Source organism: Deinococcus psychrotolerans (genome assembly GCF_003860465.1).
Classification (GTDB): domain Bacteria; phylum Deinococcota; class Deinococci; order Deinococcales; family Deinococcaceae; genus Deinococcus; species Deinococcus psychrotolerans.
Genome location: NZ_CP034183.1, coordinates 1641614 through 1664302, shown reverse-complemented (window position 1 = coordinate 1664302; position 22689 = coordinate 1641614). Strand labels below are relative to the sequence as shown.

Genomic DNA, 22689 nt, shown 5'->3' with positions numbered 1-22689 from the left:
GGGAGAGGGGGCGGATAACGCAGGGCGGTAAAAGAAAACAAAAGGAAGGATTACTGAATCACGCGGTCCCCTTTGGCGCGGCGGCGCTCGCGGTAAGTGCGGAAGTGGCCGAGCAGGTTGGGCACCAGCACCGAGCCGATCAAGAGCAGGCCGGTCACGACAGTCAGCACCTCGTTGGACACGTCCACGAGGGTCAGCGCTCCGTTGATGATGCCGATGAGAAAGACGGCGGCCACCGCGCCCACCACGCTGCCCTTGCCGCCAAAAATACTGACGCCGCCGAGCAGCACCGCCGCGATCACGCCGAGTTCCAGGCCCACGGCGTTGTCGGCCCGCGCACTGGCAAAGCGGAAGGTATAGACCACGCCTGCCAATGCCGACATCAGCCCCGACAGCACAAAGAGGCTCAGCTTGACCCGCTCGACCCGCAAGCCCGCGAACCGCGCCGCCACTGGATTGGCTCCGATGGCGTACAAGCTGCGCCCGAAAGCCGTGGCGTGGAGCACCACTACCGTGATGACCGCCAGCACAAAAAACAGCGCGATGGGAATCGGAATCGGCGTGCCCGGCAGCGTGCCAAACCCCAGATTGGTGTAAAAGGCTGGAAAGTCGGCGATGGCCTTGTCGCCCAGCACCACGTAAGCCAGCCCCCGGTAAAGCGCCAGCGTACCAATCGTGACCGCCAGCGAGGGCAGGCCCAGCCGGGTAATCAGCAGCCCGTTGAACAGCCCGGCCAGTGCACCCACCGCCAGCGCCGCCACAATCGCCAGCGGGATCGGCCAGCCTGCCGCGAAGAGTGCGCCCAGCACCGCGCTGGACAGCCCCAGAGTAGAGGCCACCGAAAGATCGATCTCGGCCACGATGATAATCAGGGTCATGCTCAGCGCGATCAGGGCCACCTCGCTGAAATTGGCGGTTAGAAAGGTCAGATTAGAAGCCGTCAGGAAGGCGGGCGAGAGCAGCGCCCCGCTGAAGAGGGCGGCGAAGACCAGCACGATCAAGGTGACTTCCCAGCCCAGCAGATTGCGCCATTTCATGATGTTCTGCCCTTTGCATTCTGTTTGGCGCTTCGGCGCGACACCAGCATGTCCACGCTGATGGCCGCCAGCAACAGCGCACCCTGAATGGCCTGCTGATAAAAACCGGGTGCCCGTAGCGTCACCAGAGCGCTGCTCATCACGCCCAGCAGCAGTGCGCCGAGGCCCGCGCCGAGCAGGCTGCCGACTCCGCCGTTGATGCTGACGCCCCCGACCACCGCCGCCGCGATGACTTGCAATTCCAGGCCGCTGCCCGCGTTGGCGTCCACCGTGCCGTAGCGGGCCAGATACAGCACTCCCGCCAGCCCGGCAATCGCCCCGCTCAGCGCAAAACCGGTCAGGGTGCGCCGGGTCACACTGATGCCCGCCAGCACCGCCGCCTCACTGTTAGAACCTACCGCATAGTATTCGCGCCCGCCCCGGTACGACCCCAGATAAATGCCGAAGCCCAGCATCACCACGATGACCAGCAGCACCAGATTGGGAACGCCCAGAATATTGCCCGTCGCGAATCCCAGAAAGCTCGGTGGTAAATTGGAAGCGTTGATCTGCCCGCCGTGAACCACCGCGTAATCGATGCCCCTAAACACATACAGCGTGCCGAGCGTGGCGACCAGCGCCGGAACTTTGCCGTAAGCGACCAGTAGGCCGTTGACGCTGCCCAGCACCGCGCCCAGCCCCAGACCGAACAGCAGGGCGAGCGGCACCGGCAGGCCCGGAAAAGCCACGAACAGCGAGCCGGTCAGGAAGGCGCTGAGGCCCACCACGCTGCTGACGCTCAGATCCACGTGTTTCATCAGCAGCACGATGGTTTGACCGACGACGACCAGCGCGATGATGGAGACGTTCAGAAACAAATCCTTGAGACTGGTGAAACTCAGAAACAGCGGATTGATGGCCGCCGTGCCCAGCGTGACAAATAGCAGCAGCGCCACCAGACTGACTTCCCGCGCCCTGAGCAGCCGGGTCAGCAGGTTGGGGGCGGAGGTCTGGGTCTGAGCAACTTTGCCGGTCACGCCGCGCCGCCCAGTTGTTTACGCTGCCCCTGTTTACGCTGCCCCGTCGCCAGATACATCACCGCTTCCTCGCTGCCTTCCTCGCGGCTGAGTTCGCCCACCAGTTGCCCCTCGCGCATCACCAGAATGCGGTCGGCCATGCCCAGTACCTCCGGCAAATCCGAAGAGATCATCAGGACGGCGAGGCCCGAGGCGGCCAATTCCGCCAGCGTTTTATGCACCTCGGCTTTTGCGCCCACGTCAATTCCTCGCGTCGGCTCGTCCACGATCAGGACGCTGGGATTGGTGGCCAGCCACTTGGCCAGCACCACCTTCTGCTGATTGCCGCCCGATAAGCTGCTGGCCGGGTCGGTCAGGCGGTGGGCCTTGAGTTGCAGCTTGGTGGTCCAGTCGCGGGCGCTGCGGCTCTCGGCTTCGCGGTTCATCAGCCAGCCACTCCGCAGCCGATTCAAAATGGCCAGATTGGCATTGCGCTCGATGCTCATGTCCATCACCAATCCCTGCTGGCGGCGGTCTTCCGGGACCAGGCCCAGCCCGGCGGCCATCACCGCCTGCGGGTTGAGTGGCGGGGCGACGTGTCCATTGATTCTGACCTCGCCGCCCTCACGTGGATCAATGCCAAAGATGGCCCGTGCCACCTCGCTGCGCCCAGCCCCCACCAGACCCGCCAGCCCGACGATCTCGCCTTTCCGCACTTCAAAGCTGATGTCGTCAAAGACGCCCGCTTGAGCCAGTCCGCGCACCGACAGCGCGACCTCGCCCAGCTTGGCCTCACCGCGTGGATACAGGTCGCCCAGATCGCGCCCCACCATCTGCCGCACCACTTTGTCGGTGTCGTAGTCGGTGATCGGGCCGCTGCTGACCCAGGTGCCGTCGCGCATGATGGTCACGCGCTGGCACTCGCCGAAGACTTCCTCCAAACGGTGCGTAATAAACAGCACCGCTGCGCCGCGTTCCCGCAGAGAGCGCACCACTTTGAACAGCCGCTCGGTTTCCGACAGGGTCAGCGCCGCCGTCGGCTCGTCCATGATCAGGACATTGGCCTTGAGTGACAGGGCCTTGGCAATCTCGACGAGTTGCTGATCGGCGATACTCAGGCCGCGCACCAGCCGGGCCGGATCGAGTGAGACGCCGAGTTCGCTCAGCAACCCCGCGACCTGCTGGCGCATGGCGGCCTTGTCGATGCGGCCCAGTCCACCGGAGGGCTGCCGCCCCATCAACACATTTTCAGCCACGCTGAGGTCGGGAAAGAGGGTCGGTTCCTGATAGATGATGGCAATGCCCGCGTCCCGCGCCTCGCCGGGCGAGTGAAAGTTGACCTCCTGCCCGCCGACATGAAGCGTGCCGCTGTCGCGCTTGTGGACACCCGCCAGAATCTTGACGAAGGTGGACTTGCCCGCGCCGTTTTCACCGAGCAGAGCGTGGGCCTCACCGGGAAAGAGGTCGATACTGACATCCGAAAGGGCCTTGACCGGGCCGAAGGATTTGCTGGCATGACTGAGTGTTAGAAGCGGCTGCGTGTTGGGCTGGGCATTTTGAAGATCAGTCAAGGTGAAACACCTCTTCCAGCCGCAAAAAGCCCTGATCGGGTGTGCCTGTCAGGTCTACGAAAAAGGGGCCCATCTCCGCTTGCCAGCGGGCATTGACTTCCGTATTCGCCATGCCGGACTGCGCCGCTTCTAAGCTGGGCGTTTCAAAATAGCCGACGAGTAAGCCGTCACTTTTGAGAAAAAGCGAATAGTTGTGCCAGCCGGTTGTGGAGAGCGCCGCCAACATCTCGGGCCAGACAGCGGCGTGGCGGGATTTGTACTCTTCTAAGCGCTCGGGGCGCACTTGAAGTAGAAAGCAAACTCGTTGATGGGGTGCGGTCATGGCCCTCCAGAACGCGGGATCGAAATGAACTTTGGACTGGCCCCATTCAACACTACCGCACAAAAAATTGCAAGGGCTTGTTATCTTTTGTCACTTTGATGTTAGAGTATAGCCATGCCTAGCGACACCGTGGCTCCCTTGCCGGGACGCCAGCAAGACATCTTGCGCCGCGCCCTAAGCGACAAAGTGGTGCGGATCAAAGACTTGGCCGCCGAGTTTGGCGTCCACGAAATGACCGTGCGCCGCGACATAGACGCGCTGTGCGAGCAGGGCAAGCTGCTGCGCGTTCACGGCGGAGCGCAATTGCTCGACAAAACCAGCGAAGAACTTTCTCAGCAACTGCGCTCGTCTCAACATGTGGAGGCCAAAGAGCGGATTGCCCGCGCCGCGCTGGCCCTGATCCAAGACGGTGACACGGTGGCCCTCGACGCCAGCACCACCTGTCTGGCGCTGGCCCGCTTGCTGCCGGCCCGCAAAGTGCAGGCGATCGCTTGCAGCTTGGACGCCGCCAACGTGCTGGCCAGCGGCGGCGTGCCGTTCCTGATGGTGGGCGGCAACTTTCACACGCCTGCCCGCTCGTTTGTGGGGGCGTTTTTCACCGACACTATTTCGCGGCTGCATCCGGATCTGGTGTTTTTTTCGGCCAAAGGGTACACCCCCGACGCCGGTTTCACCGACCCCCACTTGCCGGAAGTCGGAGCCAAACGGGCACTGATCGCCAGCGGCAGCAGCGTGGTGGCCCTCTTGGACGCCAGCAAAGTGGGTCGCCGGGCGCTGGCCACCATCGCCACCCACGCCGACATCAACACCCTGATTACCGACGCCGATTTGCCGCCGGAGCAGCGCAGGCGGCTGGAGGAAGGCGACGTTCAGGTGATCATGACGGGGTGAGGAGCGGCGTCCTCTTGCCAGAGCTGCAAAGCAGAGGAGGAGCGCATAAGGGTGCTGCCCACGACGACAGTCCGTACACAACGATTGGTGAACAAAACGAACTTGGCCTTCCCGCCGTTTCAAGAGGAGATACATGAATGCAGACCTTCTGAGCGCCCTCCAAGCCCAGCGTATCGAGACGCCCTCGTGGGGCTACGGCAATTCCGGCACGCGCTTCAAGACCTTTGCCGCTGCGGGCGCGGCCCGAACCATCTGGGAAAAGCTGGACGACGCCGCCGAGGTTCAGCGCTTAACTGGTATCGCGCCCGGCGTAGCCATTCACATCCCTTGGGACGCGGTGGACGATTACGGCGAGTTAAAAAAATATGCTTCAGAGCGTGGCCTCACTATTGGCGCAATCAACCCCAATGTCTTTCAGGATGAGGAGTACCGCCTGGGCAGCGTGACCAACCCGGAGGAGGCAGTGCGCGAACAGGCCATCGCTCACCTGCTGGACTGCGTGGAAGTGATGAAGCAGACGGGCAGCCGTGACCTCTCGCTGTGGTTCGCGGATGGTACCAATTACGCTGGACAAGACGACTTGCGCTCACGCAAACGCCGGATGCGGACGGGGCTGAAGCGCGTCCACGACGCTCTGCCGAGCGGCACGCGGATGCTGGTGGAATACAAACTGTTTGAACCGGCCTTTTACGCCACCGATCTGTTCGACTGGGGCGCTTCGTACTCGCATTGCCTCGCTATTGGCGACAAGGCGCAGGTGCTGGTTGACCTTGGCCACCACGCGCAGGGCGTCAATATCGAGCAGATCGTGGCTTTCCTCTTGGACGAGGGGCGGCTGGGCGGCTTTCACTTCAATGCCCGCCGCTACGGCGACGACGACCTGATTGTGGGCACATCCAACCCGTTTGAGCTGTTCTGCATTTACGCCGAACTGGTTTACGGCGCGAACTCAGCCGATGATTTGACAAAGCAGACCGCTCAGAACGTTTCGTACATGATCGATCAGAGTCACAACATCGAGCCGAAGGTGGAGGCCATGCTGCAAAGCGTGCTCAATTGTCAGGAATCTTATGCCAAAGCTTTATTGATTGACCGTGATTTGCTCCAAGAGGCTCAGAGTAAGGGTGACGTGCTGGCCGCCCACCGCGTGATGATGGACGCCTTCAAAACCGATGTGCGTCCGCTGCTGACGGAACTGCGTGCCGAGATGGGCCTCAAGTCTGAACCGATTCAGGCGCACCGGCAAAGCGGTTATCAGGAAAAAGTGGCCCGCGAGCGCGGCACCCAGACGGGCGGCGGCGGCTATCCGGTCAAGGAAAAAGTCAGAAGCTAACCTGCTGGTTTCCCGACAACATACCTCCCACACTTCATCTGCCCACACTCCAATCTGCAAGGAGCTTTATGACCGATACCCAGCCCCGCATCACCGTCCCCAAAGACCGCTGGAACGATGCCGACGCCCCCAACTCTGACGGTCTCGCCTCGCTGACTTACCGCTCCAATTTGCTCGGCTCCGACCGCACGCTGGTCAACATTTACGGCGGCAACACCAGCACCAAGAGTGTGGAGAAAGACCATCTGGGCCGCGACGTGACGGTGCTGTGGGTCAAGGGTTCGGGTTCGGACATTGCCACCATCACCGAGAAAGGCTTTGCGGGCCTCAAGTTGGACGAAGTATTGCCGCTGTTTGGCCGCGCCGAGATGACCGACGAGGAAATGACGGCCTACCTTGACCGTACCGCTTTTGAAGTGGGCCGCCCACGTCAGAGTATCGAAACGCTGCTGCACGCCTTCGTTCCGGCCAAGCACGTGGATCACACCCATCCGGACGCCATCATTGGGATTGCCTGCACGCCCAACGGCCCCGAGATTATGCGCGAGATCTACGGCGAGCGGGCCGCCTGGGTGGACTACATCCGGCCCGGCTTTACCCTGTCGCAGCAAATTGGCGCGGCGGTGCGCGGCAATCCCAAGCTGGAAGCGGTGGTGATGGGCAAACACGGGCTGGTGACGTGGGGCGATACATCAAAAGAGAGCTACGAAAGCACTATCAAAATTATTGGCGAGGCGCAGGCCTACCTGGACGCCCACGCTGAGGCCCAGCCGTTTGGCGGCGCGAAAGTTGAGAGTGTGCCAGAGGTGGAGCGCGACGCCCTGCTGACGGTGGTGCTGCCGATCCTGCGCGGCGCGATGAAGGGAGCGCGTCCGGTGATTCTGGAAGTGGACACCTCACCGAACATCATGGAATTCGTCAACTCCAACGCTGCCGCCGAGCTGTCGCAGGTGGGCGCGGCCTGCCCCGATCATCTGGTTCACACCAAGCGCGTGCCGCTGTACCTCGACTGGACGCCGCAGCAGGGAGCGCAGGCGTTGATTCAGGCGGCCAGAGACGGCGTGGCCCGCTTCAAGGCCGAGTACGCCGAGTATTTTGACGCCAACAAATCGGCAGGCGACATGATGTCCGCGCCCTCGCCGCGCGTGGTGCTGATTCCGGGCCTCGGGATGGTCACCAGTGGCCCCGACGCGCAGGGAGCCGACGTGTCGCGCCAACTGTATACCCGCGCCATTCAGGTGATGAAAAGTGCCAGCAGTCTGAGCGGCTTCGTGAGCCTGAGCGCTGCCGAGAGCTACGCCATCGAATACTGGCCGATGGAACTCTACAAACTCAGCCTCAAGCCCGCGCCCAAAGCGCTGGAAGGACACGTGGCGCTCGTGACGGGCGCGGCCAGCGGCATCGGACGGGCGATTGCCCACCGGCTGGCGGCGGACGGAGCGCACATCGTGATTGCCGATCTGAACGCCGACGGCGGCAAGACCGTGGCCGAGGAAGTGAACAAGCAGCGCGGCCAGCGGCGGGCCACCAGCCTCAGCATGAACGTGACCGAGGAAGGGCAAGTCATCGGTGCGTATCATCAAGCCGTGTTGCAGTACGGCGGCGTGGACATTGCCGTCAACAACGCCGGAATCGCCTCCAGCGCCCCGATTGAGGAAACCAGTCTGGAGATGTGGAACCACAACCAAAGTATTCTGTCTACCGGCTACTTTCTGGTGGCCCGCGAAGCCTTCAAACTCATGAAAGCGCAGGGCACAGGCGGCAGCTTGATTTTCATCGGCAGCAAAAACAGCGTGGCGGCGGGCAAGAATGCGGCGGCTTACAGCACAGCCAAAGCCGCAGAACTCCATCTCGCCCGCTGCCTTGCCGAGGAAGGCGGCGCGGCGGGCATCCGCGTCAACTCGGTGCTGCCCGACGGGATTCTGGCTGGAAGCAGCATCTGGGACGGCAAGTGGCGGGCCGAGCGTGCCGCCACCTACGGCCTTGAACCCGATCAACTCGAAGAGTTCTACCGCAACCGCACGACGCTGAAGGTCAATGTGTTTCCCGAAGACATTGCCGAGGCCGCTTACTGGCTGACCTCACCCGCTGCCGCCAAGACGACCGGCGGCGTGATCACGGTGGACGGCGGGGTGCCGATTGCTTATGTGCGGTGAGAAAAGATCATCCCTGTTGTCACCGTCCGCCTTGAGTGGAGCGACGTGTGGAGAGTGGAGCCAGTACAGCTCTGAAGGAGAGGGGGTGAAGTGAGCAAAGCGGTTGCCACTCGCCACATCGCCGTTGACCTCGGCGCTTCCAGTGGCCGCGTCGCTCTCGGCACGCTCGAAGGCGGCAGACTCCACGTAGAAATCCTTCACCGTTTCCCTAACGGCGGCGTACCCGTGCGCGGGCAACTCTACTGGAATGTTCTGGGCCTGTGGCGCGAGGTGCTGCACGGCCTCAAATTGGCGGCGCAGCACGGCGAGATTCAGAGCATCGGCGTCAATTCCTGGGCGGTTGATTACGGCTTACTGGACGCTCAGGGCGACTTGCTGGGCGCGGTTCACCATTACCGCAGCCCCCGTTTGGACGGCGTGATGCAGCGGGTGCGGGCCAAGCTGACCGACGAGGCGATTTATAACGCCACCGGCATTCAATTTTTGCCGTTCAACACCCTCTACCAACTCGCTGCCGAACCGTCTGAACGATTGGCCCGCGCCGACAAGTTGCTGATGATCCCCGATCTGCTGCACTTCTGGCTGTGCGGCGTGGCCGTCACCGAGCGCACCAATGCCAGCAGCACCCAGTTTTTCAATCCTCAAACGGGAAAATGGGCCACCGAATTGCTGGACGCCCTCAATATCCCCACCGAGTTCCTGCCCGCCATCGCGCAGTCCGGTACGACTTTAGGCCTTCTGACTCCGGAAGTGGAGCGCGAAACGGGACTGAAAGGCGTTCAAGTGATCCTGCCCGCCACCCACGACACCGCCTCCGCCGTCGCCGCCGTGCCTGCCGAGGGCCGAGACTGGGCGTATGTGTCGAGCGGCACTTGGAGCTTGGTAGGCATTGAAACGCCTCAGCCGATCATCACGCCGCGCAGCCTCGCCGAGAATCTGACCAACGAAGCGGGCGTAGGCGGCACCAACCGGCTGCTCAAAAACGTGATGGGCCTGTGGATTATTCAGCAGTGCAACGAGGTCTGGAAGCTGGACTACGCCGACCTCTACGAGCAGGCTGCCGCCGTTGCTTCCTGCTCCACCATTGACCCGGATGACGCCCGCTTTCTGCCGCCCGGTGCGGATATGGCGGCGCGGGTTCAGGCTTACTGCTCCGAAACAAATCAGTCCGTGCCCCAAACGCCCGCCGAGATTACCCGCTGCGTGCTGGACAGCCTCGCCCACAAAACCGCGCAGATTCTAAAGGCGCTGGAAGACGTGAGCGGTCAGGCCATTCGCGTGGTGCATGTGGTGGGCGGCGGCTCACAAATCGCTCTGCTCAACCAACTGATCGCCAACGCCTGTGGCAAATGGGTGATCGCTGGCCCTGTGGAGGCCACTTTAATGGGTAATCTACTGGTGCAAGCGCTGGGCCAAACCGACCTTCCCACCCTGCGCCAAGTGGTGCGGGCTTCCACCGCCTTGCAAACTTTCTCACCCAACCCCCAACCATGAAAATAGATTTGTTTATCACCTGCCTCAACGACGCCCTTTTTCCGCAAACGGGCTTGGCGATGGCGCGGCTGCTGCGGCGACTCGGCCACCAAGTCCACTTCAACGAAGCGCAAACCTGCTGCGGCCAGATGCATTTCAACACCGGCTATCAGCGAGAAGCCCTGCCACTTATTCGCAAATTCGTGAACGACTTCAGAAACGCCGAGGTGATTGTGGCCCCCAGCGGTTCCTGCGTGGCCTTCGTGCGCGACCTGTATCCGAAGGCGGCAGAGTGGGCCGGAGACGACGATTTGTTGCGGGAAGTCACCGAACTTGGAAAGCGGACGTATGAACTCAGCGAATTTCTCATCAAGGTGCTGAAGGTCGAGGACGTGGGTGCGTACTATCCGCACCGCGTCACCTATCACCCGACCTGTCACGCGGCGCGGCTGCTGCGGGTGGGCGACGCGCCTCTGACGCTGCTCAAGAATGTGCGCGGCCTGACCCTGGTAGAACTGCCCGCTTCTGAGCAGTGCTGCGGCTTCGGCGGCACTTTCAGTGTCAAGAACCCCGAAACCAGTACGGCGATGCTGGCCGACAAGGTGCAGAGCGTGATGAGCACCGGGGCCGAGTGCTGCACGGCGGGCGACAATTCGTGCTTGATGCATATCGGCGGCGGCCTCAGTCGGCTGCAAAGTGGGGTGGGCGTAGTGCATTTGGCGGAAATTTTGGCCAGTACTGAGTCAATAAGCGCTGGAAGTTCAGAAACTATCGGTGCCATGCAGGTCAGCGCGGAGGCTCTGCTGTGAGCGCTGGAGGCATCCGCCCGGCCCGGCCCTTTCCCGAGGCGGCCCGCGACACGCTGCAAGACGCCCAGATGCGCCGCAACCTGAAGCACGCCACCACCACCATCCGTGAGAAACGCCTGCGGGCGGTGGCTGAATTGCCGGATTGGGAAGCCCTCCGCACGCGGGGAGCAGAACTCAAAGACGCCTCTCTCTCAGACTTGGCCGAGCAACTCCTGACGCTGGAAGCGGCAGTCAAGCGGTGCGGCGGGCAAGTTCACTGGGCGCGGGACGCCGCCGAAGCCTGCCGCATCGTGACTGACCTCGCCGCCTTGCATGGAGCGCGGGAGATCATCAAAGTCAAGAGCATCAGCACGGACGAAATAGAACTCAACGCGGCGCTGGAGCAGCGGGGCATTCAAGCTATAGAAACCGACCTCGCCGAGCTGATCGTGCAGCTTGCCGGAGACACGCCCAGCCACATTCTGGTTCCAGCCATTCACAAAAACCGCGCCGAAATCCGTGATTTGTTTCGCCAAAAACTCGGCGCAGAGCTGCTGACCGACGAGCCGAAAGTGCTGGCTGAAGCTGCCCGCCTCTACCTCCGCGAGAAATTCCTCAGCACCAAAGTGGCGGTGTCGGGCGCGAACTTTGCCATCGCCGAAAGTGGAACCGTCTGCATCGTGGAATCCGAAGGCAATGGGCGGATGTGCCTGACCCTCCCGGACGTGCTGATTTCGGTGATGGGCATTGAGAAAGTGCTGCCGCAGTGGGCCGACATCGCGCCGTTCATGCAACTCCTGCCGCGCAGCTCTACCGCCGAGCGCATGAATCCGTACACCAGTTTCTGGAGTGGCGTGATTCCCGGCGACGGCCCGCAGGAATTTCATCTGGTGCTGCTGGACAATGGGCGCACCGACGTGCTGGCCGACGAAGCCGCCCGTCAAACGCTGCGCTGTATCCGCTGCTCGGCTTGCCTGAACGTCTGCCCCGTCTACGAGCGGGCGGGCGGCCACGCTTACGGCAGCGTCTATCCCGGCCCGATTGGCGCGATTCTGACGCCTCAACTGCTGCAACTCGAAGATGAAAATGCCAACACCTTGCCGTGGGCCAGCAGTTTGTGCGGGGCGTGTTACGACGCTTGCCCGGTCAAGATCAACATTCCTGAAATCCTGATTTATTTGCGTGGACAGATCACGCCGCACAAGTCGCACAATCTCGAGAACACGGTGGAGAGCATCGCCATGAAAACCGCCGCCTGGATTTTTAACGAGCCGTTCCGCTTTGAGGGAGCGCTCAAACTCGCCCGCACTGGGCAGGGGCCGCTGGTACAGCACGGCGCGATTCATGCTCTGCCCGGTCTGCTCGGTGGCTGGACGAGTTCACGCAATTTGCCTGCCTTTCCGGCCAAATCGTTCCGTGAGCTGTGGCGCGAAGAGGGTGAGGTATGAGCGGCGAAGCCCGATTGGAGATGCTGACCCGCATCCACCGCGCCGCCGCTGGCCCCAAGCTGGAGATAGAACGCCCCCCCATTCCTGCTTCCACTCGCCCAAGGGCCGAAATCGTGGCTCAGTTTGCCGAGTACGCCGCCGAGTACCGGGCTGAGGTTCACCGTGCCAGCGAAGCCGACTTGCCTGTGCTGCTCGCTGCCCTGCTGAGCGGCCAGAATGTCTTGGTTCCTGAAGGCTTCCCGGCCCAGCTTTTCCCGCAGCCCGCAACCCACAAGCCGCAAACCACCCACGCTGACCTCGCCGCTTACGACGCTGTGCTGACCACTTGCGCGGTTGCCATTGCCGAAACCGGCACGGTGGTACTTGATCACGGCGCGGGGCAGGGGCGGCGGGCGTTGACGCTGATTCCGGATTGGCACGTCTGCGTGGTGCGCTCCGAGCAAGTGGTGGACAGCGTGCCTGAAGCGGTGGCCGCCTTACAGGAAGCGGTGCTGGCAGGCCGCCCCCTGACTTGGATCAGCGGGCCGAGCGCCACCAGCGACATCGAACTCAGCCGCGTAGAAGGCGTTCACGGGCCGAGGCGACTGAGCATCATCGTGGTGGATTAGGAGTTGTTCTGCTCCACTGTTTTGCGCCTCGGTTTGACCTTCCAAGCTTCCTCGCTCAGTCCGGCGCGGGCGTTCACGGCGCGGGCCATCACGAACAGCAAATCCGAAACCCTGTTCAGGTAAATCTGAGCCTGAAGGTTGGCTTCCTCCACGTCCATCAGCCTGAGTACGTCGCGCTCGGCCCGCCTTGCCACGCTGCGGGCCACGTGCAAGCTGGCTCCAACCGGCGTGCCGCTGGGGTGAATAAAGTGCTTGAGCGGTTCCACGCCGTCCTGATAGCGGTCAATCATGGCTTCCAAGTAAGCGGCGTCCTCGGCGTCCATGCGGGCCACATTTTTGGCATAGGGGCTGTCCTGACGGGTCGCCAGATCTGCGCCGAGATCGAACAGCGCGTTTTGGAGGTATTCCAAATCCGTTTCCACATCGGTCTGCGGCGTGTGCGAGCGGGCGTTGTGGGCGCGGGCAAGGCCCAGCACGCTGTTGAGTTCGTCTACTGTGCCGTAAGCCTCCACGCGGGGATGCGTTTTGCTCACGCGGTCTGCGCCGTAGAGTCCAGTCTGGCCGCCGTCGCCGGTGCGGGTATACAGTTTCATGACTTCAGGGTAAAGCAAAGCAGGCCGCAACAAAGCCGCCCACCTTGCAGCGAGCGGCCTGTTTTCACCTCTTGTCTTAAGCTGTCCGCTTCGTCTCTTCGGTCAACTCGCGCAGCTTGTGGGCCAACTCAGCCGACACCACGCCCTCCCGGTAGCGCCAGGTCCAGTTTTCGGGGCCAGTGCTGCCGGGCAAGTTCATCCGTTCGTCGCTGTCCAGATTCAGCAAATCTTGCAGTGGCACGACGGCCAGATTGGCTTTCGATTCAAAGGCGATGGTGGTCAGCAGCCAAGCAAAGCTCTCTTCACTGGGATCGCTGTGGGTGTAGACGCGGAAGGTGTGGTGCTCGTGTTCATCGGCGTTGCGCCACCAGCCCCGTGTGGTGTCGTTGTCGTGGGTGCCAGTGTAGACCACCTGATTTTCCTTGAGGTTGTGCGGCAAAAAGGCGTTGACGGCAAAGTCGCCGCCGCCAAAAGCAAATTGCAGCACCGCCATGCCCGGCAAGTTGTAATCGTCGCGCAGCGCTTCCACATCCGGCGTAATCACGCCCAAATCCTCGGCGATGATTGGGAGGTCGCCCAGCGCCTGACGCACGGCGGCGAACATGTCGTGGCCCAGGGCCGGTTTCCACTCGCCGTTCATGGCGGTGTCGGCAGGAAAAGGAATTTCCCAGTAGCCCGCAAAGCCCCGGAAGTGATCGACCCGGATCAGGTCGTACAGCTTCAAGCTGGCCTGAAAACGGCGAATCCACCATTCGAAGCCGCTCTTTTTCATCACGTCCCAGTCGTAGAGCGGATTGCCCCAGAGCTGGCCGGTTTCGCTGAAGTAATCTGGTGGTACGCCCGCGACGACGGTGGGCTGGCCCTCGTCATCAAAGAAAAACTGCTCTGGGTTGGCCCAAGCGTCCGAAGAGTCCATCGCCACGAAAATCGGAATGTCCCCGATAACCTGCACGCCCTGTTCGGCAGCGTAGTCACGGATGGCCGTCCACTGCCTGAAAAATAAAAACTGCTGAAACGAGTAGCGCTCGATTTCGCGAACCAAGCGGGTTTTGGCGTCCGACATGGCCTCGGCTTCGCGGCGGCGAATCGGCAGCGGCCAAGCGTTCCACGGTAGGCCACCCTGCTCGTTTTTGATGGCCATAAACAGCGCGTAATCTCCCAGCCAGTGCTGTTCGCTGGACTTGAATCCGGCGAACTCGGCGTCCACTTCGCCCATTTCACCCTCGGCCCGGCCCGCCTCGAAGTGCGAAAAGGCGCGGCTGAGCATTTGGTTGCGCCAGATGTACTGGAGGCCAAAATCCACCCGGTCAGGGTTAAAGTCCGGCACCGCGTCAAAGTCCACGTCCAGCAGCAGTTCCTGCTCGCGCAGGGTGTCAAGGCACACCAGATAAGGGTTGCCCGCGAACGCTGAGAAGGCTTGGTAAGGACTGTCGCCGTAGCCGGTGGGGCCGAGCGGCATGACTTGCCAGTATTTTTGGCCCGCGCTGGCAAGCCAGTTGATGAAGCTGCGGGCTTCTTGGCCGAGTTCGCCGATCCCGTAAGGGCCGGGCAAACTGGTGGGGTGGAGCAGGACTCCGCTGGAACGGGCAATCAGCATGACATCTCCTTGAATGGGCGTGGTTTGTCGCACAACCGGCGGCTGGCGGTGTCCGGCTGCCGGAGTTGGAACCACTTCCATGAATGGAGAGATTGTAGCAAGGCGGCGGCGGGGAAGAGCGCAAAGTTTAAGAAAGAGGGGCCGCAAACTCGCTGCGCCGTGAGGAGCGTGAGGCTCCTTGCAAAATGTTCTCGGCGCTACTCCATCACCTCTTCAATCGTCACGATGCCGCGCTCTTCCTCGGTCACGCGGTACTCGCCCTGCGCCACAATAAAGTCGGCGGCGAGTTGCAAAGTTTCTTCGACCCACTGCCGATCATTGCTGACCGTCACCACCCCGATAATTTCCCAGTCGTGGGCGTTGAGGCCGTCTAGGCGGGCCACCGTTACCGGAAAGCGGGCTTTGAGCCGCTCGACCACGGGCCGCACCAGCGCCCGCTTTTCCTTGAGATTGCTGACCCAGGGCATCTCTACGCGCACCGTCAGGCTGCCGATATAGCCGAGCGCCACCTAAAGCATTCCCGCCAAAAAGCCCTGCTTGCGAATGGCCCGCAGCAAATCCATGACGGTCAGGGCGGTGGGGTCATACTGCACGGCGATTTGCCCCTGGTCGGGTTGGGCCTGCGTTACGCCGGGCATAGCCAGGAGCGCCGCCGAGATGCGGACGCCCGATTCTTGCTCCATGCCGCGCACGCCGATCAGGACGCGGGCTTTTTTGTTGGGTTGAGTCATGGGTTGATTCTCCTTTTAAGGTCTTCTTGGAAGTGGGGCTTTTGCGGTGAATGCCAAGAACCGTGTTTTTCTAGGCTTTGCTCTCGCCACCCGTGTTTGGCATTTTACTGAGCCGCTCGCCGGACGCGGTCTGGTGGCGGCTGCCCAGATAGCTCACCGCGTAGCGGCCCAGCAGGTGCGCTTCTTCATTGTGGGCCGCGCTCTCTAACTCCGGCGTCACGGGAAAGTGAACTTCGTAGACGGCGGCGTCGTAAGCGCTCTTGACGCAGGCGTGCAGCAACCCGCTGGCCGCCTCGCCGGGCGCACCTTCGGCCAGCAGCACCTGCACCACCATCACCACTGGCTTGTCGCCTTGCCAAACCGCCTGGGCCAGCAGCACGCCCATGAGCTGGCCTTCCTCTTCCGCCAAAAAGCTGTGTTCGCTTCGTTCAAAAAACTTGAGGGCGGGCAACGAAGTTCGCAGGCGGCCTTCTCGCTCTCGCTCATCGAGGGTGTCGAAGGCAGGGTCTGCGCGGCGCTGCACGGCCAAGTCGAGCGCTTCGAGTGCAGGGAAGTCGTCAGGGGTAAAGATTCGGTAACGCAGCATAAGCGCAGGCTAGCGCTTGGGTGTGCGCCGATTGGTGGGCTGGCTCGGCGGATTGGTTAATTCAAACTCCGGCGGGCTGTGGCAAACTGCTGGACATGACTGCCGAACCCGTTCGCGCTCGCCTAGAAGCCCTCGCCGCCGCCCTGCGGCACTTTCACTCCGCTCTTTTGGATGTGGCCAAAAGCGACTACGAGTTTTTGCACGGCCCCGTGACTTCCCCTTTCACTTTGTTCAACCTCGTCACCAACGACCCAGCGTTTCAGTGGTTGCGTCCGCTTTCGGGCTTGATGTCCACCCTAGACGAAGTAATCGACCAAAAAAATACCGTGCTGGGCGAGCGCCAACTCGGCGACGTGCGCCAAGCTTACGGTCTGCTGTTCGGCAATACCGACACCCGCTTCGCGGATTTCCGTGACGGCTTTAAGAAGGCCAAGCACGACCCCAAGGTGCACCAAACTGAAGCGCAGGTGCGGGAACTCTTGGACGCCCATGACGCATGAAACTCATCGTGGCCCTCGGCAATCCCGGTTCTCAGTACGCCCAGACCCGGCATAACGTCGCCTGGCAGGTGGCCGACGAGCTGGCGAGGCAACAGGGTGCAGTGTGGCGAGCCGGCGAACACGCGGAGCAAGCCGAGTTTCGGGTGCTCGGCGAAAAAGTCCTGCTGATCAAGCCGCAGACCTTTATGAACGCTTCGGGCAAAGCGGCGCTGCCTGCCATGCAATTTTATAAGCTCAGCCCCGAAGCGCTGCTGGTCATTCAAGACGACCTAGACAGCCCATTCGGGTTACTCAAAATCAAAGTGGGCGGGCGGCACGGCGGCCAAAACGGTGTGCGCGACATTATCCGTGTGCTGAGCACTGAGCAGTTTGCCCGCCTCAAAATCGGTATTTCCCGCCCGCCTGCTGGCCGCGACCCTGCTGACTGGGTGCTGAGCAAGTGGGCCGAGAGCGAGCGCCCCACCTTAGAAGAGTTGGTGTGGTTGGGCGTCGGCGCGTCGCTCAAGTGGGTCATGGCTGGCCCCAAGGAAGCGCAGGCAGCCTACAACAACACCGACCTGCGCCCCAATCCGGAGTCTGCCGTCCAAGCGCCGGTCAGTGCGGCTGCCGAGCCGGAAGCCGCGTCAAGCCCAATACCACTTTCTCAAACCGCTCAGAAGTAAAGCCGCGCTCAAGAGAGCCGGAGAACTTCAGGCCCGCCACTGCTGTATTAAGCCGTATGACGCTGACCTCACTGACGGTGACGCAATGGAAGTCCTGACCGGACTGCTGACTTCGTTCGGCTTGTCTGGCGCAGCGGGCCTGAACGCTTACGTGCCGCTGCTGATCGTCGGTTTGCTTCAGCGCTACGGCGTGATCGCCTTGCCAGAGTCGTACGCGCTGCTGAGCAACACCTGGGTGCTTCTGGGCATCGCGGTGGTCGGAGCGCTCGATTTCGTCGGAGACAAGATTCCCGGCATAGACCACGCCCTGCACGTCTTTGGCGGCATTCTCAATGCGGCGGCGGGGGCGGTGCTGTTCGCTTCGCACGCAGGCATCACCCATCTCGATCCCAGCGTGTCGCTGCTGCTGGGCTTCATGGTGGCGGGCAGCGTGCAGATGGGCCGCACGGTGCTGCGTCCGGCGTCTACTGCCCTGACCGGCGGGCTGGCCAACCCGCTGGTGTCGACTGCCGAGGACGGCACTTCGGTGCTGCTGAGCATTTTGGCAATTTTCGCTCCGGTGCTGGCAGTGATCGTGTTGCTACTGCTGCTGTATTTCGGCTTCCGCTTGTGGCAGCGGCGGCCAAAGCGCAGGTCGCTGATCTAAAACAGGGGAGAGGGAGAGCGGCGCAGACAGTTCAGTGTCTGCGCCGCTTTTTGCTGGCCTGATCTATGGGGGAAAACTGGACGGCTTGTCCAGAAAAATTTAAACGAGCTGCGCATCTGGATCTAAAAAAGTTATTCGGTCTCCTAAAATAGTGCAAGTTGTCCACACAAATCTGGTTGTATGAACGCTTTAGCGTTGACAGACTGCACGCCTGACCTTAATCTGCGTTTTAGACATGGCCTAAAAGTTCCAGTCGTGGAGGAGCTTTAACGGGCGGGTTGCAGCGCAGGGCCAAAGGAGCCGCATGAAACTGATCACCGCAGTGGTAAGGCCCGAACGGGTACAGCAAGTCAAAGAAGCCCTGTTCCAAGCGGGCATCAAGGGCTTGACGCTGAGCCGAGTCAGCGGACACGGCGGCGAGCAGGAAGTCGTGGAGCGCTACCGGGGCACCCGCGTCATCGTCGAGTTTCACGACAAAGTGGAATTCAAGATGGCCGTCAGTGAGCCGTTTATAGAACTCGCCATTGAAGCCATCTGCCGGGGCGCACGTACCGGAGAAGTCGGCGACGGCAAAATTTTCGTGACGCCTCTAGAGCGGGTCATCCGCATCCGTACCGGCGAAGAAGACAACAGCGCCCTGACGCCCGTCGCACCAAAAACCCTGACGCCCACCCGCTAAACCGGGCCTGACGACCGTACCGAGGAGATTCAATGCTGCTGACCCCAACTGTACTCAGGCGCTCGCTGCCGCTGCTGACCTTGCTGAGCGGAGGTGCGGCGCTGGCCCAAGCGGCCAAGGCCCCCGCCTTCGATACCGGCGACACCGCTTGGATGATCGTGGCCGCCGCGCTGGTGCTGTTCATGACGCCGGGCCTGGCCTTTTTCTACGGCGGCCTGACCCGCTCACAGAGCGTGCTCAACACCATGATGATGAGCTTTGTTTCGATCGGCTTGGTGCTGGTGCTGTGGATGCTGGGCGGTTACAGCATCGCCTTCACGCCGGGCAATTCCTTTTTTGGTGGATTCAGCGCTGCCGGCTTCAATGGCCTGAGCAACACCGTCAACGGCACCATCCCTTCCTACGTCTTCGCGGCGTTTCAGGCCATGTTCGCCGTCATCGCGTTGGCGCTGATCTCCGGCGCGGTCGTCGAGCGGATGCGCTTCGGGGCTTTCTTGTTGTTCGGCGGACTGTGGAGCCTCCTAATTTACTCGCCGCTGGCCCATATGGTCTGGGGCGGTGGCTGGCTGGGCGTGCGCGGAGCGCTGGACTACGCAGGTGGAACAGTCATTCACATCGCGGCGGGCGTCAGCGCTCTGGTGGCCGCGTTCGTGCTGGGGCCGCGCATCGGACATGGCCGCACCGCCCATGTGCCGCACAATGTTCCCTTCGTGCTGCTTGGCGCGGCGATCTTGTGGTTCGGCTGGATCGGCTTTAACGCGGGCAGCGCTCTGGGAGCCAACCAATCGGCAGCGCTGGCCTTCATGACCACCTGTGTGGCCACCGCCGCCGCCATGCTGACTTGGCTCATCTGGGAAAGTGCGCGGGGCGGCAAACCTACCGCTGTGGGCGCAGCGACAGGCTTGGTGGTGGGCCTGGTCGCCATCACGCCCGCTTGCGGTTTCGTTTCTCCCTGGGCGTCTTTGGTGGTGGGCATTGCCGGAGCCACCGCCAGCTTCTGGGCGGTGCAGTTCAAGCAGGCCTTCCGCTCCGACGACGCGCTGGACGTGTTCGCCTGTCACGGTATTGCGGGCATCGTAGGAGCCCTGCTGACCGGCGCACTGGCCTGGACGACGGGCCAGGGCAAGCCGCTGGGCGAGCAAATGCTGATTCAAACTCAAGCGGTGCTGTTTACGCTGGTGTTTTGCGGCGTGGGCAGCTTCATTTTGCTCAAGTTGGTGGGTCTGGTGCTGCCGCTGCGGGTCACGGCCAGCCAAGAAGTCAGCGGCATCGACATCTCCTCGCACAGCGAGCAGGGCTACGCCGAAAACGAATCGGGCCTCAGTGCTCCGGTGATGATCGGCGGAGATTAAGTTTTGATTAAATACCTCTTCTTTGAGAGGTCGAGCATTCGGTTTTGTGTCCCCCAGTGCAGTGGCTGGGGGATTTTGCAGGTCTGCCGAAGGTGGGGGGGGCTGTGACTTTCACCTCAGCTTTATCTTCCCGGTCAGGGTACGCCACGCAGCGGGGGCTTCATCCGGGATTGATGTCCTAAAAAGTGATTGGGGGTGCTGTGATAAGATTTTCGTTGAGCTTGACAGTCTAAGAGTCGGGCCAAACCAACTGCATGTTTGACTCGCCGCCACCCACCTCAGGGCGCGGGGGGTCATGTGCCACGAACCGCACTGCCAAGAACCACACCAAAGGAGGGAAGATTTGGACGTCTCAAGTCGGGTTTTAAGTGAGCTGGCCAGCCGTGAACAGGCGCTCGATGCACAGATCGAAGCGGCCCGCCAGGACGCCGCGCGTGAAATCGAGGCTGCCGAAGCCGAGGCCGCGCGTATTTTGAAGGAGGCCGGCGAGCAAGTCAAAACGCTCACCGCCGCCCGCGAGCAAGAAATGGCCGCAGAAGGCGTGCGCGTCCGTGAGGAAGCGCAGGCACAGGCCAAAGAAGAGGTGTTGGTAGCCCACACCCGCTCGGATGCCAAAATGGGTCAGGCGGTGGAAACCATCCTGCGGGCGGTGTTGCCGTGATCAACAACATGCAGCAGGTGGTGATCGCCACCCGCAAGCAGGGCAGCCGCGACGTCATCGAAGCGCTGCAAAATGCTGGAGCGCTGCATTTGGTGCCGGTCAAAGCGGAAGGGGTGCTGACTGCTGGCCCGCTGACCGGCGAGGACGCCGAGTTTCGCCGCGAAAGCGAGCGCTTACTGGCCCGCGCCGAGACCACCCTGACCGAATTGGGCGCGTCCCGCCGCGTTGCTGCGGCGGTGCCTGCCGAGTCGGAGTGGCCCGCCCTCCTCGAAGAAGTGGCTGGCCCCGCCGCTGAGTTGGCCAAGCGGCGGCAAGCCTTAGACGCCGATATGGACGTGGCCCGCACGTACGGCTCCGCTGTCAAAGCGCTGAGCGAGCTGTCGGGCGGCCTCGATCAAAGCCGCCGGGTCAGCTTGGTGCCGTTTATCTATCAAAAGCCTGAAGACTTGAGCGCTTTGCAAGCCGCGCTGCAAGGAAGTCTGGATGGCCGCTTTGAAGTGGCGACCCGCCCGCTGTCGAACGCTGATCATGTGGGCGCGGTGGCCACCCTCAGCATCGACCGTGACGCGGCCCGCGCCGCCCTCGGCAAGGCCCGCCTCGGTGAGCTGCGGTTGCCGGGGCGCTTTGATGGGCAGCCGATCAGTCAGGTCAGCGCCGATCTGAGCCGCATCGAGCGTGAAGGTGCGCCGCAGCGCGACGCTTTGGAGCGCGAGCGCACCGGCCTGGCCAACAAGTTCGGGCCGACGTTGTTCGCCATCCGTGACGCCCTGAGCGATCAGGTTGCTATTCACGACGTGGAGGGCATGAGCGCACGCGGTAAATACAGCCTCGTGATGCAGGGTTTCGTGCCGGAAGACCGGATTTCCGGCCTCAAGTCGGCGCTTGACCGTTTCGGTGACGCGGTGAGCTACGAGTTGCACCCAGTGGACTCGCACCACACTGCCCACGTGCCGGTCGAACTCAAAAACACCTCCTACAGCAAGAACTTTGAGCTGATTCTGGGGATGTTGCCGCTGCCCCGCTACGGCAACTTCGATCCCACCGGCATCATCTCGTTTTTCTTCCCGCTGTTTTTCGGCTTTATCATCGGTGACATCGGTTACGGGCTGCTGTTCTTCATTGTCGGTACTTGGTTTGCCCTCAAGGCCAAGAAGGGCGAGGGCGTCAACCTTGCCGCCATGAACTCGTACCTCTCGCCCGATGTAATGGGCAAGCTCGGCGTGATTATCCGCACCATGAGCACCTGGGCGATTTTCTGGGGCTTTTTGACCGGTGAGTTTTTCGGCAACCTCGCCGAGCACCTGCACATCTTCTACGTCAATCACGCTTGGATACAGAGCATTTGGGGCATTACGGTGCCCGGCGAGCAGGAAAGCGGCTTACTGCCGATTGTCTTCCCGCGCTTGGCATCTTATTTCACCAACACCGCCCTGATCACCACACTCATCGTCGGTATCGGCATGGTGCTGTGGAGCTGGCTGATCCGCGTTCAACTGGCCAGCCGTCACGGTGACAAAACCCACTTGTGGGAAGCCATCGGCATGCTCGGCGGCTTGGTCGGCTTGATCAGCCTCGGCTTTTTGTCGCAGGGCGGCAATCAACTGGTCAATGCAGCCATCTACAAAGACTTTTCCAATCCTCTCCTGATTGCCATGTACATCGGTTTTGCCGTTTTCGTTCTCGGCATGGTCATGTCCAAAGTCTTCTTGATGATCATTGAAATTCTTTCGCAGGGCGGCAACATCATCAGCTTCGCCCGTCTGTTCGCCGTCGGCGTGGCCGGAGCGATTCTGGCCAACCTCGCGACCGATCTCGGCTGGGGGATGTACGAGCGCATCGGCGTCCTTGGCATCATCATCGGGGTGATTCTGGCACTGCTGGTTCACGCCTTCGCGCTGGCCATCACCATCATCGGCCACGTTTTGCAGCCCATCCGTTTGCATTTCGTCGAATTTTTGACGCCCACCGGCTATCACAACGAATCCGGTGTGCCGTATAGCCCACTGCGCCGCCTCAGCCCGCCCACCGGCACGGCCATCAGCAAGCAGTGAGTGTTTTTT

Annotated in this window: 23 protein-coding genes; 14 read left to right on the top strand and 9 right to left on the bottom strand. The window is 61.8% G+C overall.

Features of this window, described 5'->3' with window-relative positions:
* Nucleotides 1-50: 50 nt before the first annotated feature.
* The 4 genes from EHF33_RS08095 to EHF33_RS08080 are packed head-to-tail and all read right to left on the bottom strand — an operon-like array spanning nucleotide 51 to nucleotide 3925.
* On the bottom strand, nucleotides 51-1037 hold the full coding sequence (locus EHF33_RS08095; protein ID WP_124869856.1) for an ABC transporter permease: 987 nt from the start codon (nucleotides 1035-1037) through the stop codon (nucleotides 51-53).
* Complete coding sequence (locus EHF33_RS08090; protein WP_241191096.1) at nucleotides 1034-2053, bottom strand: ABC transporter permease; 1020 nt, start codon at nucleotides 2051-2053, stop codon at nucleotides 1034-1036. Before EHF33_RS08090 ends, EHF33_RS08095 begins: the two co-directional genes overlap by 4 nt.
* Nucleotides 2050-3603, bottom strand: a complete 1554-nt coding sequence (locus EHF33_RS08085) for a sugar ABC transporter ATP-binding protein (RefSeq protein ID WP_124869853.1) — start codon at nucleotides 3601-3603, stop codon at nucleotides 2050-2052. The genes EHF33_RS08090 and EHF33_RS08085 overlap by 4 nt, the downstream gene beginning before the upstream one ends.
* The gene (locus tag EHF33_RS08080; RefSeq protein WP_124869850.1) at nucleotides 3596-3925 is read right to left on the bottom strand and encodes an L-rhamnose mutarotase; all 330 of its coding nucleotides are present in this window, start codon (nucleotides 3923-3925) and stop codon (nucleotides 3596-3598) included. The genes EHF33_RS08085 and EHF33_RS08080 overlap by 8 nt, the downstream gene beginning before the upstream one ends.
* 114 nt (nucleotides 3926-4039) lie before the next feature.
* On the opposite strand from EHF33_RS08080, the gene EHF33_RS08075 reads away from it, so the two are divergent.
* From EHF33_RS08075 to EHF33_RS08045, 7 genes are all read left to right on the top strand, one after another.
* Complete coding sequence (locus EHF33_RS08075) at nucleotides 4040-4816, top strand: DeoR/GlpR family DNA-binding transcription regulator (protein ID WP_124869848.1); 777 nt, start codon at nucleotides 4040-4042, stop codon at nucleotides 4814-4816.
* A gap of 133 nt (nucleotides 4817-4949) precedes the next feature.
* Entirely contained in the window at nucleotides 4950-6149 is a 1200-nt protein-coding gene (gene rhaI, locus EHF33_RS08070) for an L-rhamnose isomerase (protein ID WP_124869845.1), read from the top strand.
* Between the two features lie 68 nt (nucleotides 6150-6217).
* Nucleotides 6218-8305, top strand: a complete 2088-nt coding sequence (locus EHF33_RS08065; protein WP_124869842.1) for a bifunctional aldolase/short-chain dehydrogenase — start codon at nucleotides 6218-6220, stop codon at nucleotides 8303-8305.
* 90 nt (nucleotides 8306-8395) lie between these two features.
* Nucleotides 8396-9799, top strand: a complete 1404-nt coding sequence (locus EHF33_RS08060; protein WP_124869839.1) for a rhamnulokinase — start codon at nucleotides 8396-8398, stop codon at nucleotides 9797-9799.
* Nucleotides 9796-10587 carry a (Fe-S)-binding protein gene (locus tag EHF33_RS08055; protein ID WP_124869835.1) on the top strand — a complete coding sequence of 264 codons (792 nt, stop codon included), beginning with the start codon at nucleotides 9796-9798 and terminating at the stop codon, nucleotides 10585-10587. Before EHF33_RS08060 ends, EHF33_RS08055 begins: the two co-directional genes overlap by 4 nt.
* Nucleotides 10584-12014, top strand: a complete 1431-nt coding sequence (locus EHF33_RS08050; RefSeq protein WP_206431572.1) for a lactate utilization protein B — start codon at nucleotides 10584-10586, stop codon at nucleotides 12012-12014. The genes EHF33_RS08055 and EHF33_RS08050 overlap by 4 nt, the downstream gene beginning before the upstream one ends.
* A complete protein-coding gene (locus EHF33_RS08045) occupies nucleotides 12011-12622 on the top strand; it encodes a LutC/YkgG family protein (RefSeq protein ID WP_124869833.1) in 612 nt (203 codons plus the stop codon). Before EHF33_RS08050 ends, EHF33_RS08045 begins: the two co-directional genes overlap by 4 nt.
* Here EHF33_RS08045 and EHF33_RS08040 read toward each other — a convergent pair.
* The 5 genes from EHF33_RS08040 to EHF33_RS08020 form a co-directional block, all read right to left on the bottom strand.
* Complete coding sequence (locus tag EHF33_RS08040) at nucleotides 12619-13215, bottom strand: cob(I)yrinic acid a,c-diamide adenosyltransferase (RefSeq protein WP_124869830.1); 597 nt, start codon at nucleotides 13213-13215, stop codon at nucleotides 12619-12621. The two genes, EHF33_RS08045 and EHF33_RS08040, sit on opposite strands and share 4 nt — an antisense overlap.
* A 76-nt stretch (nucleotides 13216-13291) precedes the next feature.
* The gene (gene malQ / locus EHF33_RS08035; protein ID WP_124869827.1) at nucleotides 13292-14812 is read right to left on the bottom strand and encodes a 4-alpha-glucanotransferase; all 1521 of its coding nucleotides are present in this window, start codon (nucleotides 14810-14812) and stop codon (nucleotides 13292-13294) included.
* Nucleotides 14813-15009: 197 nt separating this feature from the next.
* Entirely contained in the window at nucleotides 15010-15321 is a 312-nt protein-coding gene (locus EHF33_RS08030) for a DUF503 domain-containing protein (protein WP_124869824.1), read from the bottom strand.
* The gene (locus EHF33_RS08025) at nucleotides 15322-15543 is read right to left on the bottom strand and encodes a heavy-metal-associated domain-containing protein (protein WP_124869821.1); all 222 of its coding nucleotides are present in this window, start codon (nucleotides 15541-15543) and stop codon (nucleotides 15322-15324) included.
* A gap of 70 nt (nucleotides 15544-15613) precedes the next feature.
* The gene (locus EHF33_RS08020) at nucleotides 15614-16129 is read right to left on the bottom strand and encodes a DUF1999 domain-containing protein (RefSeq protein WP_124869818.1); all 516 of its coding nucleotides are present in this window, start codon (nucleotides 16127-16129) and stop codon (nucleotides 15614-15616) included.
* Between the two features lie 95 nt (nucleotides 16130-16224).
* Here EHF33_RS08020 and EHF33_RS08015 point away from each other — a divergent pair, with 95 nt between their 5' ends.
* From EHF33_RS08015 to EHF33_RS07985, 7 genes are all read left to right on the top strand, one after another.
* Complete coding sequence (locus tag EHF33_RS08015) at nucleotides 16225-16629, top strand: hypothetical protein (RefSeq protein WP_124869815.1); 405 nt, start codon at nucleotides 16225-16227, stop codon at nucleotides 16627-16629.
* Nucleotides 16626-17291 carry an aminoacyl-tRNA hydrolase gene (gene pth / locus EHF33_RS08010; RefSeq protein ID WP_124869813.1) on the top strand — a complete coding sequence of 222 codons (666 nt, stop codon included), beginning with the start codon at nucleotides 16626-16628 and terminating at the stop codon, nucleotides 17289-17291. The genes EHF33_RS08015 and pth overlap by 4 nt, the downstream gene beginning before the upstream one ends.
* Nucleotides 17292-17376: 85 nt before the next feature.
* A complete protein-coding gene (locus tag EHF33_RS08005; protein WP_124869809.1) occupies nucleotides 17377-17937 on the top strand; it encodes a DUF4126 domain-containing protein in 561 nt (186 codons plus the stop codon).
* Nucleotides 17938-18241: 304 nt separating this feature from the next.
* Nucleotides 18242-18616 carry a P-II family nitrogen regulator gene (locus tag EHF33_RS08000; RefSeq protein ID WP_124869806.1) on the top strand — a complete coding sequence of 125 codons (375 nt, stop codon included), beginning with the start codon at nucleotides 18242-18244 and terminating at the stop codon, nucleotides 18614-18616.
* Between the two features lie 32 nt (nucleotides 18617-18648).
* On the top strand, nucleotides 18649-19968 hold the full coding sequence (locus EHF33_RS07995; protein WP_124869803.1) for an ammonium transporter: 1320 nt from the start codon (nucleotides 18649-18651) through the stop codon (nucleotides 19966-19968).
* A 343-nt stretch (nucleotides 19969-20311) separates the two neighbouring features.
* Entirely contained in the window at nucleotides 20312-20629 is a 318-nt protein-coding gene (locus EHF33_RS07990) for a V-type ATPase subunit subunit G family protein (RefSeq protein WP_124869800.1), read from the top strand.
* Nucleotides 20626-22680, top strand: a complete 2055-nt coding sequence (locus EHF33_RS07985; protein WP_124869796.1) for a V-type ATP synthase subunit I — start codon at nucleotides 20626-20628, stop codon at nucleotides 22678-22680. The genes EHF33_RS07990 and EHF33_RS07985 overlap by 4 nt, the downstream gene beginning before the upstream one ends.
* The last annotated feature ends 9 nt before the right edge of the window (nucleotides 22681-22689 follow it).